We start from the raw sequence: 12,803 nt of genomic DNA, 5'->3' as shown, positions 1-12,803 counted from the left end.
CCCCTGAACAGCTCGACAGCGACCGCGTACTCAGCTGTGATGCTCAGTCACAAGACACCCCTTGGAATTGATCGTCCGCACGGCCGCGGCCGCTTCCCGGAGCGCCTCGACGGCGGCCCTGATGGAGGGCCGGCGGCCCGCGTCCGTCCGCCAGACCACGTACACGTGGCGGCGGACGCTGTCGCTCACCGGCAGCAGCCGGACGCCAGGCGGCACGGGCCCGCGGCCGAGCCGGGGCGCCACGCACACGCCGAGCCCGGCTTCCACGAAGGCCAGCTGGGTGTGGTGCTCCTCGGCGATGTGCGCGATGCGCGGCTCGACCCCGATGCCGCGCAGGGTGAACACCAGCCACTCGTGGCAGAACTGGCCCTCGTTCCAGGAGATCCAGTCGTCGTCGGCGAAGTCGCCGAGGGAGATCTCGGCTCGTCCGGCCAGCCGATGCCCCGCCGGGACCGCGATGTCGGCCGCGTCGTCCAGCAGGTGGGCGCGGGTCAGCTCGGCCGGCACCGGCATCCGCTTGTTGTGCCAGTCGATGGCCAGCGCCATGTCGAGGTCACCGCGCACGACGGCCGCCATGCTCTCCTCGGGCTCCTGTTCCCGGACCAGGGCCCGCAGTTCGGGGTGGCCGGCCCGCAGGGCGGTCAGGGCCCGGGGCAGCAGCCCGCGCATGGCGGTGGGGAAGGCCCCGATCCGCAGCTCCCCCACCGCACAGCCCCGCCGGGCCTCCACATCGGCCTGCGCGAGTTCCACCTGGGAGATGATCCGGGCGGCGTGGTCGGCAAGCAGCCGGCCGGCGTCCGTGAGCCGGACCCCGCGCCCGTTCTTGGCGAGCAGCGGCTGGCCCACCTCCCGCTCCAGCTTGGCCATCTGCTGGGAGACCGCCGATGTGGTCACATGGAGGCCCCCGGCCGCGCCGCTGACCGAGCCGTGGCGGGCGAGGGCGTCGAGGGTGCGCAGGCGTTCCAGGTTCAACATGTAAGCGATGCTACGCCGACCCTCGAAGGAACTCTCGCTTGTTCTACGCGGTTGCGCGCAGCAGAGTGATCCACATGAGCGCACCGACCACCTCCCGCCCCACTTCCTCCGCCCCTTCCGCCTCTTCCGCCCCGCAGCCGGCCCGCCGGGGCACCGGCCGTACCTCCTGCCTGGACTGGCGCCTGCGGTTCGCCCTCCTCTCGGTGGTGTGGGGATTCAGCTTCCTCCTGATCAAGGTGGGCACCGAGGCGTTCGCGCCGTTCCAGGTCGCTCTCGGGCGGGTGTTCTTCGGCGCGCTCGCCCTCCTGGCGGTGTTGCTGGTGCGCCGTGAGCCGCTGCCGCGCGGCCGACGCACCTGGGGCCACCTCGCGGTGGCGGCACTGCTGCTGAACACGGTCCCGTTCTCGCTCTTCGCCTACGCCGAGCAGAGCATCCCCTCCAGCCTGGCGGGCATCTGCAACGCCACCTCCCCGCTGTGGGGCATGGCGCTCTCGCTGGTGGCGCTGTCCGAGGACCGTCCCACGCGCCGCCGCTTCGCCGGGCTGGGCATCGGCTTCCTGGGCGTCCTGACGGTACTCGGCGTCTGGCAGGGCTTCGCGGGGGTCGACGCCAAGGGCACCGCGCTGGCCCTGCTGGCCTCGCTCTGCTACCCGATCGGCTGGATCTACGTACGCCGCACCCTGGCCGGCACCCCCGGCTCCCCGGTGGCGCTCACCGGGGCGCAGCTCATGGTCTCCACCCTCCAGCTGGCGACCGTCAGCGCGCTCTTCACCACGGCTCCGGCCGGCTTCCCGCTGTGGCCGACCCTCGCGGTGGTCGCCCTGGGCGCCCTGGGCACCGGCATGGCCCTTCAGACGCAGTACGGGCTGGTGTCGGAGATCGGCCCGACCACCGCTCAGATGGTCACGTACTTCATCCCGGTGATCGCCACCACCGCCGGTGTGCTCGTCCTCGGCGAGCAGCTGCACTGGAACACGCCGGCCGGCGCGGTGATCGTCCTGGCGGGCGCGGCCCTGACCCAGTCACGGGCCGCTTCCCGCAAGGCCGCCTGAGCCCCGCCGGCCCCGGGCCGTACTCCGGCTTCAGGACACGGCGGGCTGGTGGACGAAGCCGGTCAGCGGTGCGAGGACCTTCCAGCCGAGCGCTTCGTAGAGCGCTCGGCCCGGGACGGTCGCGCCCAGGATGCCGGTCGCCGCACCGTGCTCGACGGCCGAGTGGGTGAGCGTGCCCATCACGAGCGTCCCGAGCCCCCGGCGCTGGTGGGCCTCCTCGGTGACGATCTGGTCGAAGACGCAGGCGGCGCCCGTCAGGCCGATCCGGCCGCTCGCGGCGGGCTCCCCGTCGGCCGCCAGAACGCGCACGAGGATGACGTCGCCTTCGGTCTCGGCGGCGGCCGTGTATCCGCCGGGCGCGTGCACGACGGAGGGCCGCAGGTCGACGGCCATCAGGAAGCCGGGATCGGTCGGCTGCCAGTCGGACGAGAACCACGGCTCCATGACGTCCGGTTCCAGAAAGGCCTTGACGCAGACCGCCGGCTCGGTGATCGCGCCGACGAGCCGGCGGGCGGTCTCGGCGTCGCCGTCACGCAGGACGTGACGGACCGTCTCGGTCGGCCTCCCGACCTCGATGCTCAATCCCCACGGCCTGTCCACCGGCTTCGGCGTCCGCCGCGAGACGGTCCATCCGTCGACCCACGAGCGCGCGATCTCCCACATCCGGACCATCCCCCAGGTAATGACTGAAGCACCTGGTGGGATATTACACACGCGGACCGGGGGACACGCCCTCGATCGCCGGCCCCGGCTCCGCCCGCTAGTCGAAGCGCCCCCCGGTCACCGGGCGGACCGCCGCCGCCACCGCGTCGGCCAGGCCGCCGACCTCCTCCGGGGCCAGCCCGGACACGGTGATCCGCACGCCGGGTCCCGCCTGGACGCGGTACCCGGCCCCGGGGCGCACCGCCCAGCCGGCCGCCAGCAGCCGGGTGACCGCCGTCGTCTCGTCGCCGACCGGCACCCATACGTTCATCCCGCTCCGGCCGTGCGCCCGTACTCCCCGCTCCGCCAGCGCCCCGACCAGGCCGTCCCGCCGCAGCCCGTACGAGCCGGCCACGGCCCGGGGGTCCACGGCGCCGGAGGTCCACAGGTCCACCACCGCGTACTGGAGCAGCCGGCTCACCCACCCCGGGCCCAGCCGCTGCCGGCCCCGGACCCGGTCCATCGTCACCGGGTCGCCCGTGAGCACGGCGAGCCGCAGGTCCGGTCCGTACGCCTTCGCCGTCGAGCGGATCAGCGCCCAGTGCCGGGTCACCCCGCCCAGCGGGCAGAGCGGCAGGTCGACGATCCCGTGGCCGTGGTCGTCCTCGATGAGCAGCACCTCGGGACGGCCGGCCAGCAGTTCCCTGAGCGCCGCCGCCCGGCCCGCGCCGACCGCGGCGCCGGTCGGGTTCTGCGCGCGGGCCGTCACCACCAGGGCCCTGACCCCCTCCCCCAGCGCCCGGGCCACCGCCTCCGGCACCGGTCCCTCGTCGTCGACGGCCACCGGTACTACCCGGAGACCGAGCGCGGGGGCGAGGTCCAGCACGTTCCCCCAGCCCGGGTCCTCCACCGCCACCGCGTCCCCGGGCCGCAGGTGCGCGGCCAGCACGCGCTCGATGCCGTCCAGCGCCCCCGAGGTCACCGCCAGGGCCCCGGCCGGGACCCCGTCGGCGTCGAAGCCGGCCCGGGCGAGCCGGGCGAGGTCGGGGAGCACCGGGTCCTCCCCGTAGAGGGTCGGGGCCTGGGCGTACCGCCGGGCGGCGGCGGCCAGCGCCCCGTCCAGCGATGGCAGGAGCGACCGGTCGGGGTTGCCCTGCGAGACGTCCCGTACGCCCGGGGGCACCGGCATCCGCAGCGCGTCGCGGGGGGCGGTCGCCGGGCGGGCCCTGACCCGGCTGCCGCGCCGGCCGTCGGTCTCGATGACGCCGCGCTCGCGCAGGGTGCGGTAGGCGGCGGCCACGGTATTCGGGTTCACCCCCAGGGCGGCCGCGAGCTCGCGCATCGGGGGCAGCAGCGCCCCCGGGGCGAGCGCGCCCGATCCGACGCCCGTTTCGACACTGGCCGCGATTTCCGATGCGCGACGCCCACTGATCCGATACTCTCCTAGCACAAACCACATTATGCACTAGTGCAACGGAGACCGCAGCATGAGCGCCACCACCGCCGACTACGAGCCCACCGGCCGCACCCTCCCGAGCCGCGCGCGCCAGCGGGCGCGCTACGACCGCGAGACGGTGCACTCGATACTCGACCAGGCCTACCTGTGCCACCTCGGGTTCGTCCGCGACGGCGCGCCGGTGGTCCTCCCGACGCTGTACGGCCGCGTGGGCGAGACCCTCTACGTGCACGGCTCCGCCGGCTCGCGCCCGCTGCTGGCCGCCGGGAAGGCCGACCCCGGCCTGCCGGTCTGCCTGACGGTGACGCACGTCGACGGGCTGGTCCTGGCCAGGTCCGCCTTCCACCACTCGATGAACTACCGCTCGGTGGTCGTGCACGGCACCGCCCACCAGGTCACCGACGAGGAGGAGCGCCGCATCGCGCTGGACGCCCTGGTCGACCAGGTCGTCCCCGGCCGCTCCGCCGACTCCCGGCCCGCCAACGCCAAGGAGCTCGCGGCCACGGCCGTGATCCGGCTGGACCTGAACGAGGTGTCCGCGAAGGTGCGTACGGGCGGTCCGAACGACGACCCCGAGGACCTGGGCCTGCCCCACTGGTCGGGCGTGGTCCCGGTGGCACCGGCGTACGGCACCCCCGTCCCGGCCGCCGACCTGGCCCCCGGCATCGCCGTCCCGGACTACGTCAGCGCGCTCTGAGGCTCCTGGGCGGGCCGGCCCCCCGGCCCGGCCCCGGCTTCGGCGCGCGCCCCGCCGGCGGGCCGGCGCGCCTCGGCCGCGATCAGCGCGCCCACCGCCGCCAGCAGCAGTACGGTGCCCAGCACCACGGCGCCGGTCAGCCGCTCCCCGAGCACCCCGACGGCGATCACGGCCGCGCTGACCGGCTCGATCAGCATGACCACCGACACCGTCGCGGCACGCACCGCCGCGGCGCCGGTGAAGTACAGCGCGTACGCCAGGGCCGTCGGCACCACGGCGACGTAGGCCAGCAGCCAGAGCACCCGCGCCGGCTCGGCGGTGTGCGGCAGCAGCCCCTCCACCGCCGCGAGCGGCAGCAGGCACACCGCGCCCACCGCCACCGACCAGGCGGTGGTGACCAGCGGGTCCCCGCCCGCTCCGCGCCGCCCGAGCCACCGGGCCCGCAGTGTCATCGCCGCGTACGCGGTGGCCGACAGCAGCGCCCAGCCGACCCCGAGCGGCCGCACCTCACCGCCCCCGGAGCCCAGCACCAGTACGGCCAGCCCCGCCAGGGCACCGCCGACGGCGACCGCCCCGCCCCGGCCCAGCCGCTCACCCATCCAGTACCGGCCGCCCAGCGCGATCAGCACGGGCCCCGCCCCGAGGGTGACCACGGTGCCGACGGCCAGGCCGGTCTCCCGCACGGCCCCGAAGTAGGCGGCCTGGAACACGGTGAACATGAGCCCGGTCCCGATCAGCGAAGCCGCCGACGGCCGGGCCGGGCGGGCCGCCCGCGCGGGACGGCGTACGGCGAGCACCCCGAGCAGCACCACCAGCCCGCCCGCGCAGCGCCAGAAGGACAGGGTGAGCGGACCGAGGTCACTGGCCAGGAAGAGGAGGGAGGCGGCCGCCCCGGCGGTGCCCCAGGCGGCTCCGGCGACGACGAGGTAGAGCAGACTGCGCCCGGCGGCGGGCGAATGGTTCGACACGTGTTTCTCCGCGCATGCGTGAAGGACGGGGACGGAAGGCCATCGCTTCGCGGGCAGCGCGTACCGGCCCGGGAACTCCCCGGGCGGGTCTCTCGTTCTGGTGGCAGCCGCCCGCGCTAGGGGGCGGGAGGCGGAAGCACGGTCGAAGGCATGGTCAGCACCCTACGCCGTCGCCCACCGCGCGGACCAGCCCGACCGGGCTCAGCGGGCCGCCGCCGCGTCGGGGACCGGCCCCATCGGCCCGCCCGCGTCCGCGGCGAGCCCGCGGCCCCGGCGCCTACGCGCTCGTGGGCTCCCGGTCCGGCACGGGCAGCGGCGCCTCCTGCGCGACCACCGGCGCCGGCCGCGAGGACTGCGCGATGAACGCACCGCCCAGCACCAGCGCGCCGCCCAGGACCTGCGGGCCCGAGAGCCGCTCCCCGAGCAGCACCCAGGCCAGTACGGTCGCGACGACCGCCTCGAGACAGGCGACCACGCCCGCGACCTGCGGCGAGAGCCTGCGCACCGAGACCACGCCGGTCAGGTACGCGAAGACGGTGGCGACCAGCACCACCCAGCCCAGCAGCGCCAGAGCCGGTACCCGCAGGTCGCCCATCGCGGCGTACCCGCCGAGCACCTGCCAGTCCATCTGCCACGGTCGGGCGATCACGGTCATCACCAGGGCGCCGACGATCATGCCGTGGGCGATGACGCCCATCGGGTCAGGCGCGTCCTCCGCGTCGGCGCCCTGGTCCGCGAGGACGAAGTAGAAGGCCTGGCAGCAGGCCGCCGCGAGACCGAGCAGCACCCCGAACAGGTCCAGCCGCAGCCCCGCCCAGATCTCGACCACGCAGGCCAGCCCGACGACGGCCACCGCCGCCCCGGCCGCGGCCGCCCGGGTCACCGGCTTGCGCTGCACGAAACGTATGTAGCCGAGCAGCAGTGCGGGGCCCAGGTACTCCAGCAGCAGGGCCACGCCCACCGGGATCCGCGACAGGGAGGCGAAGTAGAAGGCCTGTACGCCCGCGACGGCGACCAGCCCGAAGCCGGCCAGCAACAGGGGCTTGCGCCGCACCAGGGAGCGGTGCCGCCAGGCCAGCGGGGACAGCACCAGCGCCGCCCCGGCCACCCGGAGCCACACCATGTGCAGCGGGTCGAGACCCGCCTCGATCAGCGGCTTCGCCGCGACACCCGAACCGCCGAACGCGCATGCCGAAACGAGGGCCAGGCCCAGTCCGGCGTTCTTCCCTGACGCTTGCATCGGCCCATCATGGCAGGGCGGGACAGGAGCGTCACTGCCGAGACGCCTGTTGAGACATACCCGAGATCCGGGCTGCCAGGGCTCCCGGATCTGACAGGTCGTCAGGCTTGTATGTTCCGCGCCCCGGCGCTACCTTCCGCCGCACGTACCCGACGAGAAGGGGTGGACGCATGGCTGAAGTCACCGCGGAATCACGCATCGAGGCGCCCGCCGCGAAGCTCTGGGCCCAGCTGACGGACTGGGACGCGTACGGGCAGTGGAGCATGACCCACACCGACTTCCCGAAGGGCGGCCCCGAGACGCTCGCGGTCGGCTCCACCTTCACCGAGAACATGAAGATGATGGGATTTCCCGCCGAGGTCCTGTGGACGGTCTCGGAGCTGGAGCAGCAGCGCGTCCTCGCCGTCACCGGCAAGGGCCCGATGGGCGTCACCGTGCTCACCCGCTACACCCTGACCGCCGACGGCGAGGCCACGGGGGTCCGCATCGACGGCGAGTTCACGGGCGCCGCCGTCTCGCTGATGGCGGGCAAGCTCAAGGACTCCGCGACGGCCGCGCTGAACGAGTCGCTGCGCAAGCTGGCCGCGCTGGTCGTCTGACCGCGACGAACCCAGGGGCGCGGTCCGGGACCGGGGCGCGCACGTCGCCCCGCCCTGCCAGCCCGCGCCGTCCGCCGCGTCCGGCCCGCCCGCCGAAGGGCCCGCCCGACGTGTCGTCGCCAGTCGACCGATGCGGCTGCCCGACCAGTCCAGTCACCGCGCATTGGCCTTTGTCCGTGATCGCCGAACCCCCCTACGGTCGGCCCATGCGCATCCGAATCGTCGACGCCTTCACCGACCGTCCCTTCGGGGGGAACCCCGCCGGAGTCCTGCTCCTCGACGGCGGCTTCCCCCCGGACAGCTGGCTCCAGCGGGTCGCCGCCGAGGTGAACCTCTCCGAGACGGCCTTCGCCCGTCCCCTGCCGCCCGGCGGCGACGCCGACTGGGCGCTGCGCTGGTTCACCCCGGCGGCGGAGGTCGACATGTGCGGCCACGCGACCCTGGCGGCCGCGCACGTCATCGCCGCCGCCGGCCTCGCCCGGGGTCCGGTCCGCTTCAGCGCGCGCTGCGGGATCCTCACGGCGGAGGTCGCCGCCGACGGCACGGTCACGCTGGACTTCCCGACCTCGTCCCTGACCCCGCTCGCGCCCGTCCCCGACGTGGACCGGGCGCTGGGCGCCGGGGCGAAGTCGGTCCACGACACCGCCGAGCACATCGGCGACCTGCTGGTGGAGCTGGCCGACGAGCGGACCGTACGGGAACTCGCGCCCGACCACGCGGCCCTGCGCGCCTACGCGCGCCGCGGGGTGATCGTCACCGCGCCGGCCGAGGACCCCACCCGCGGCTACGACTTCGTCTCGCGCGGGTTCTTCCCCGCCGTCGGCATCGACGAGGACCCGGTGACGGGCAGCGCCCACACCGCCCTCGCCCCGTTCTGGGCGGCGCGCCTGGGCCGCACCGAGATGACCGGCCTGCAGGGCGGGGCGCGCACGGGCCTGGTCCGGGTGCGGCTCGCGGGTGACCGTACGCTCCTGACGGGCCACGCCGTCACCGTCATCGACGGCGAACTGCTCACGGCCCCCGAGGCCGGTTAGGGCGTCGGCAGCCAGCCCACCTTGCCCGCGAGCAGCGCGTACCCGCCGAAGGCGACGATGTCGAGCAGGGCGTGCGCGACGACCAGGGGGCCGACCCGGCCCCAGCGCCGGTAGGCGAGGACGAAGACGACGCCCATCACCACGTTGCCGATGAACCCGCCGATGCCCTGGTAGAGGTGGTACGAGCCGCGCAGCACCGAGCTGGCGAGCAGCGCGGCCGTCGGCGACCAGCCCAGCCGGTCGAGCCGGCGCAGCAGGTACGCCAGCACGATGACCTCCTCCACCACGGAGTTCTGCACCGCGGAGAGGATCAGCACCGGGAACTTCCACCACACGTCGGGCAGGGCCTCCGGCACCACCGTCAGGTTGAAGCCGGTGGCCCGGGCCGCCAGGTAGAAGGCCAGCCCGGCGCTGCCGATGCCGGCGGCGACGAGCGCGCCCCGGGCCAGGTCCGGGCCGGGCCGGGTGCGGTCGAAGCCGAGCGCCCTGAGCCCGGGCGCGCCCTCGCGGGTCAGCAGGTGCGCGACGAGCAGCACGGGCACCAGCGCCGTCGCGATCCCGAACAGCTGCCAGGCCAGGTCCAGCCAGGGCCGTCCGGGCGCGTAGGAGCCGTTGAGCGTGGCCGCCTGGTCCTTGAGCCCGCCCGGCTTCGTCAGCGAACCCACGAAGCTGATCAGCGCCGAGACCCCGCTCGCGCCCAGCGAGAGCGCGAGCACGAGCAGGGTCTCGTTGCGCAGGACCCGGCGCCCGTCCTCGCGCAGTTCCACGACCACCGGCTCCGGCTCGACCCGCACGCCTGACTCCCGTCCCGTTCCGACCACCACCCCATACTGCCTCCTCGGCGGCGGGAAGGGACCAGCGGGAAGGGAGGGAGGGGCGGCGGCGGGCCCGCCGGTCAGCGGCGGACCGCGGTCGTGGCGTCCACCTCCTGCTCCTCCAGGCCCACGGGCCAGGTGTGCACGGGGTCCCCCTTGTGCATCAGCTCGCTGTAGCGCCGGGTGGTGGCCGCCAGGGCGGCGTCGCGTTCCAGGCCGCCCGCGAGCGCGCGGTGGTACGTGTCCACCTGCCAGGTCGCCCCGTTGACACGGCGCCGGCACCGCTCCTCGATGATCCCCAGGTAGAGGTCCCGGTCGGCGGGTTCGATGCCCCAGGCGTCCAGCCCGGCCGCGGCCATCGGCAGCAGCTCGTCCAGCACCAGACGCACCGCGGGCACGCTCACCAGTCCCCCGGCCCGGCCGCGGCGCGGCCAGCGGATCCGGGCGTCGATCCCGTACCGGCAGGCCGCGTCGAAGTTGGCCTCCGCCTCCGCGAAGGACATCCGGGTCCACACGGGGCGCTGCTCGTCCGCGAGGGTCCGTACGAGCCCGTAGTAGAAGGCGGCGTTGGCGACGACGTCGGCCACGGTGGGCCCGGCGGGCAGGACCCGGTTCTCCACCCTCAGGTGGGGAACCCCGTCGGCGACGCCGTAGACGGGCCGGTTCCACCGGTAGACCGTGCCGTTGTGCAGCACCAGCTCCTGAAGGCTCGGCACCCCGCCCTCGGCGAGGACCCGCAGCGGTTCCTCCTCGTCGCAGATCGGCAGCAGGGAGGGGAAGTAGCGGACGTTCTCGGCGAAGAGCTCGTACACCGAGTCCACCCACCGCTCCCCGAACCAGGTCCGGGGCCGCACCCCCTGCGCCTGGAGCTCGGGCGGCCTGGTGTCCGTGGCCTGCGTGAACAGCGGGGGGCGCGACTCGCGCCACAGTTCCCGGCCGAACAGGAACGGCGAGTTGGCCCCCACCGCTATCTGTACGGCGGTCACCGCCTGCGCCGCGTTCCACACGTCGGAGAACCGGGCGGGGGTGACCTGGAGGTGCAACTGCACGGAGGTGCAGGCGGCTTCCGGCACGATCGATCCGGTGCTCCAGGTCAGCCGCTCGACCCCGTCGATGTCGAGCCGGAAGTCCTCCCCCCGCATCATCAGGATCTGCTCGTTGAGCAGGGAGTATCGGTCCACCGCCGAGAGGTTGGCCAGGGCCAGGTCCGCGCGGGAGATCGTGGGCAGGATCCCGATCATCACGACGCCCGCGTCGATCTCCACGGCCTGGCGGTGGGCGTAGTTCAGTCCGGCGCTCAGTTCCTCGGCGAGCTGGTCGAATACCCGCCCTTCGAGCCGGTGCGGGAGTACGTTCACCTCCAGGTTGAACATTCCGAGTTCCGTCTGGAAATCGGGGCTCGCAATCCGCTCCAGCACCTGTGCATTCACCATGCGCGGCATACCGTCGGCACCCGCGAGATTCAGCTCTATCTCCAGCCCCATCATGTTCTTGGGACGATCGAACCTCTTCTCCGCCAGAAGCCGCTCCAGCCCCTCCAGGCACTCGTGAAGCTTCCTCCGATACCGATGCCGATCGGACAGGTCGAATCCGCCTGCCACGACCTTCTCCCCCATCGAAGCGTCCCTCCTCGAGTGGCCGGGCCCAGAGCACCCGGGCGCGCGTTACGGTCGATGATGCCCAAGCACCGTGATCCGTAACGCTGGAGCGAGGGCTTGGCGGGGAGCGCGCGCCGGTATGGCCAGATGGGCGCTCCGGCACATTCGCCTGGCAACCCACCGGATGCACATTCCCCCTGGGGTTTGCCGATTGCGGATTACCGAAGCTTTCCAGCCGAGCGCCTTTCCGGTAACCTTCCAGGTCAGCGCGGTCTGTCCACGCGCAACCGGCATGAATACCATGACAGCGGGACCGGAAGGCGCCTTGCCGACAATAGGCGGGACGGCTAGCCGAAACACTGCGTGAACACATGTCGTATAAACTCCGCAAACGAGGCAGAGAGTTGGCGCGCGGCCATTGCCCCAAAGCCCACCTCTGACCCCAGAATGCGACAGCTCCGTCCGCACTTTCCCCCGTACCACCGGTCTCCCAAGTGAGAGGCGACCCACCATGCCGCTGCATGTCCCCCCGGCTCCCGCGCCCGCCCTGCGCAGCGTCCTCGCGGCACTCGGTTCCCCCACCGCCGTCCACGAGGCGCACACCCCCGCCCTGCGCTCGGTCCAGGGTCCGATGACCGCCGAACTCCCGCTCCCGGTCCACGTGCTCGACCGGCTGGGCGTGTCCGGCCACACGGCCGGCGGCCGCCCGCCCCGCACCCGGCTCACCGGCTGGCGGTTCCTGATCCGCAGCGGCGACCGCTTCATCGCGGCGGCCGACACCCGCCTGACCCCGGACGGCTGGGCCTTCTCCCACTTCTTCGAGGGCCCCTACGTCGCCGCCACCGAACGCGCCCTGCGCCAGGCGGAGTCGCTCGGCAAGGCCTACCAGCCCCGGCTGCTGTCCGTGCCCGAGCTGTACATGCTGACCCTGTGGCTGCACGGGGCGGTGGGCGCCGACGCCGCCGCCGGCCTCCCCGCCGCCGCCGACCTGCTGGTGCCGCTGGCCCCGGCACCGCCCGGGATCGCGCCCTTCCGGCCGCACCCCGTCTCGGAGCTGCTGCCCGTACTGACCCACCGGCTGACCCGGACCGCCCCGCCGGCCCCACCGGCCCCGCCCACCCTGGCGGCCCCGGCGGCTTGACCCGGGTGACCCATTCGGCCTAGTCCGCTCGGGTCAATGCGAACCACCCGAAATGACAGGGGAGTTGGCGTGAACCGCCCGCACGGGTGATGCGTCCTCATTCCAAGAGGACAGCTGCCGGGAAATACCTGCGAAGCAGCCGTCCTGGGGGAACACTGAGGACATCCTCCCCGCAGGTGCGGGGACGACCCAGGGGGACGGCCATGAACCACGCATCGAGCCGTAGCGAACAGACCACACCGCAGCGAAAGAACCCATCCATGTGCCAGCACCAGCCTGCCTGCCCGTCATCAGAATCCGCCGACCGGGAGGCCGCGCGCCCGGTGGCCAACCACCCGGAACAGGGCTGGAGCCTGCTGTGCAACGGCGTCCTGCTCTTCGAGGACACCGGTGAGCTGCTGCCGGACGGCCAGATCATCGCTCCGCACCGCCCGCTCGCGGTGGCCTAGGGCACCGCACGGCGAGGACACACGGACGAAGAAGGGGCCGGGGCCGGAGCACAACGCTCCCGGACCCGGCCCCCCCCCCTGTCCCCGCCCCGTCCCCCGGCCCCGTCTCTATATCCGTGGTTGTCCCCTTCCCCCGG

General features: G+C 73.7%; 13 protein-coding genes. 6 read left to right on the top strand and 7 right to left on the bottom strand.

The annotated features are described in order from the left end of the window. Positions 1–30: 30 nt before the first annotated feature. On the bottom strand, positions 31–975 hold the full coding sequence (locus ACZ4WZ_RS24950; RefSeq protein ID WP_467893569.1) for a LysR family transcriptional regulator: 945 nt from the start codon (positions 973–975) through the stop codon (positions 31–33). Between the two features lie 74 nt (positions 976–1,049). On the opposite strand from ACZ4WZ_RS24950, the gene ACZ4WZ_RS24945 reads away from it, so the two are divergent. Beyond that, positions 1,050–2,027: a DMT family transporter gene (locus ACZ4WZ_RS24945; protein ID WP_467893568.1), complete on the top strand. Its 978-nt coding sequence runs from the start codon at positions 1,050–1,052 to the stop codon at positions 2,025–2,027. 30 nt (positions 2,028–2,057) lie between these two features. On the opposite strand, the gene ACZ4WZ_RS24940 is transcribed toward ACZ4WZ_RS24945, so the two are convergent. Then, complete coding sequence (locus tag ACZ4WZ_RS24940; RefSeq protein ID WP_467893566.1) at positions 2,058–2,609, bottom strand: GNAT family N-acetyltransferase; 552 nt, start codon at positions 2,607–2,609, stop codon at positions 2,058–2,060. A 178-nt stretch (positions 2,610–2,787) separates the two neighbouring features. After that, positions 2,788–4,119, bottom strand: coding sequence for an aminotransferase class I/II-fold pyridoxal phosphate-dependent enzyme (locus tag ACZ4WZ_RS24935; protein ID WP_467893564.1), 1,332 nt, complete (start codon positions 4,117–4,119; stop codon positions 2,788–2,790). A 37-nt stretch (positions 4,120–4,156) separates the two neighbouring features. Between ACZ4WZ_RS24935 and ACZ4WZ_RS24930 the strand changes: the two genes are divergently transcribed. Then, positions 4,157–4,822 (top strand): pyridoxamine 5'-phosphate oxidase family protein, encoded by a 666-nt coding sequence (locus tag ACZ4WZ_RS24930; protein ID WP_467893563.1) that lies wholly within the window; start codon positions 4,157–4,159, stop codon positions 4,820–4,822. On the opposite strand, the gene ACZ4WZ_RS24925 is transcribed toward ACZ4WZ_RS24930, so the two are convergent. Then, complete coding sequence (locus ACZ4WZ_RS24925) at positions 4,804–5,790, bottom strand: DMT family transporter (protein ID WP_467893562.1); 987 nt, start codon at positions 5,788–5,790, stop codon at positions 4,804–4,806. The two genes, ACZ4WZ_RS24930 and ACZ4WZ_RS24925, sit on opposite strands and share 19 nt — an antisense overlap. Before the next feature lie 277 nt (positions 5,791–6,067). Continuing rightward, positions 6,068–7,030 carry an EamA family transporter gene (locus ACZ4WZ_RS24920; protein ID WP_467893561.1) on the bottom strand — a complete coding sequence of 321 codons (963 nt, stop codon included), beginning with the start codon at positions 7,028–7,030 and terminating at the stop codon, positions 6,068–6,070. 170 nt (positions 7,031–7,200) lie between these two features. Here ACZ4WZ_RS24920 and ACZ4WZ_RS24915 point away from each other — a divergent pair, with 170 nt between their 5' ends. Then, the gene (locus tag ACZ4WZ_RS24915) at positions 7,201–7,629 is read left to right on the top strand and encodes a type II toxin-antitoxin system Rv0910 family toxin (protein ID WP_467893559.1); all 429 of its coding nucleotides are present in this window, start codon (positions 7,201–7,203) and stop codon (positions 7,627–7,629) included. Between the two features lie 206 nt (positions 7,630–7,835). Beyond that, the gene (locus tag ACZ4WZ_RS24910) at positions 7,836–8,663 is read left to right on the top strand and encodes a PhzF family phenazine biosynthesis protein (RefSeq protein WP_467893558.1); all 828 of its coding nucleotides are present in this window, start codon (positions 7,836–7,838) and stop codon (positions 8,661–8,663) included. Here the strand turns inward: ACZ4WZ_RS24910 and ACZ4WZ_RS24905 are convergent. Both ACZ4WZ_RS24905 and ACZ4WZ_RS24900 read right to left on the bottom strand, forming a co-directional pair. Next, complete coding sequence (locus ACZ4WZ_RS24905) at positions 8,660–9,457, bottom strand: CPBP family intramembrane glutamic endopeptidase (protein ID WP_467893557.1); 798 nt, start codon at positions 9,455–9,457, stop codon at positions 8,660–8,662. The genes ACZ4WZ_RS24910 and ACZ4WZ_RS24905 overlap by 4 nt on opposite strands. Before the next feature lie 101 nt (positions 9,458–9,558). Next, positions 9,559–11,094: a glutamate-cysteine ligase family protein gene (locus tag ACZ4WZ_RS24900; protein ID WP_467893555.1), complete on the bottom strand. Its 1,536-nt coding sequence runs from the start codon at positions 11,092–11,094 to the stop codon at positions 9,559–9,561. Between the two features lie 493 nt (positions 11,095–11,587). Here ACZ4WZ_RS24900 and ACZ4WZ_RS24895 point away from each other — a divergent pair, with 493 nt between their 5' ends. Further along, positions 11,588–12,217 (top strand): hypothetical protein, encoded by a 630-nt coding sequence (locus tag ACZ4WZ_RS24895; RefSeq protein ID WP_467893553.1) that lies wholly within the window; start codon positions 11,588–11,590, stop codon positions 12,215–12,217. A 260-nt stretch (positions 12,218–12,477) separates the two neighbouring features. After that, positions 12,478–12,666 carry a DUF5999 family protein gene (locus tag ACZ4WZ_RS24890; protein ID WP_030236602.1) on the top strand — a complete coding sequence of 63 codons (189 nt, stop codon included), beginning with the start codon at positions 12,478–12,480 and terminating at the stop codon, positions 12,664–12,666. Positions 12,667–12,803 lie beyond the last annotated feature (137 nt).

The sequence above is a fragment of the Streptomyces sp. NPDC029122 genome, from assembly GCF_055569445.1.
This window is presented reverse-complemented; position numbering and strand designations above follow the sequence as displayed.

What these genes read in the sequence shown, in the direction of transcription:
- ACZ4WZ_RS24900 (WP_467893555.1), bottom strand. Translation starts at nt 11,094, where the DNA reads ATGGGGGAGAAGGTCGTGGCAGGCGGATTCGACCTGTCCGATCGGCAT.
- ACZ4WZ_RS24950 (WP_467893569.1), bottom strand. Translation starts at nt 975, where the DNA reads ATGTTGAACCTGGAACGCCTGCGCACCCTCGACGCCCTCGCCCGCCAC.
- ACZ4WZ_RS24945 (WP_467893568.1), top strand. Translation starts at nt 1,050, where the DNA reads ATGAGCGCACCGACCACCTCCCGCCCCACTTCCTCCGCCCCTTCCGCC.
- ACZ4WZ_RS24920 (WP_467893561.1), bottom strand. Translation starts at nt 7,030, where the DNA reads ATGCAAGCGTCAGGGAAGAACGCCGGACTGGGCCTGGCCCTCGTTTCG.
- ACZ4WZ_RS24910 (WP_467893558.1), top strand. Translation starts at nt 7,836, where the DNA reads ATGCGCATCCGAATCGTCGACGCCTTCACCGACCGTCCCTTCGGGGGG.
- ACZ4WZ_RS24915 (WP_467893559.1), top strand. Translation starts at nt 7,201, where the DNA reads ATGGCTGAAGTCACCGCGGAATCACGCATCGAGGCGCCCGCCGCGAAG.
- ACZ4WZ_RS24930 (WP_467893563.1), top strand. Translation starts at nt 4,157, where the DNA reads ATGAGCGCCACCACCGCCGACTACGAGCCCACCGGCCGCACCCTCCCG.
- ACZ4WZ_RS24895 (WP_467893553.1), top strand. Translation starts at nt 11,588, where the DNA reads ATGCCGCTGCATGTCCCCCCGGCTCCCGCGCCCGCCCTGCGCAGCGTC.
- ACZ4WZ_RS24890 (WP_030236602.1), top strand. Translation starts at nt 12,478, where the DNA reads ATGTGCCAGCACCAGCCTGCCTGCCCGTCATCAGAATCCGCCGACCGG.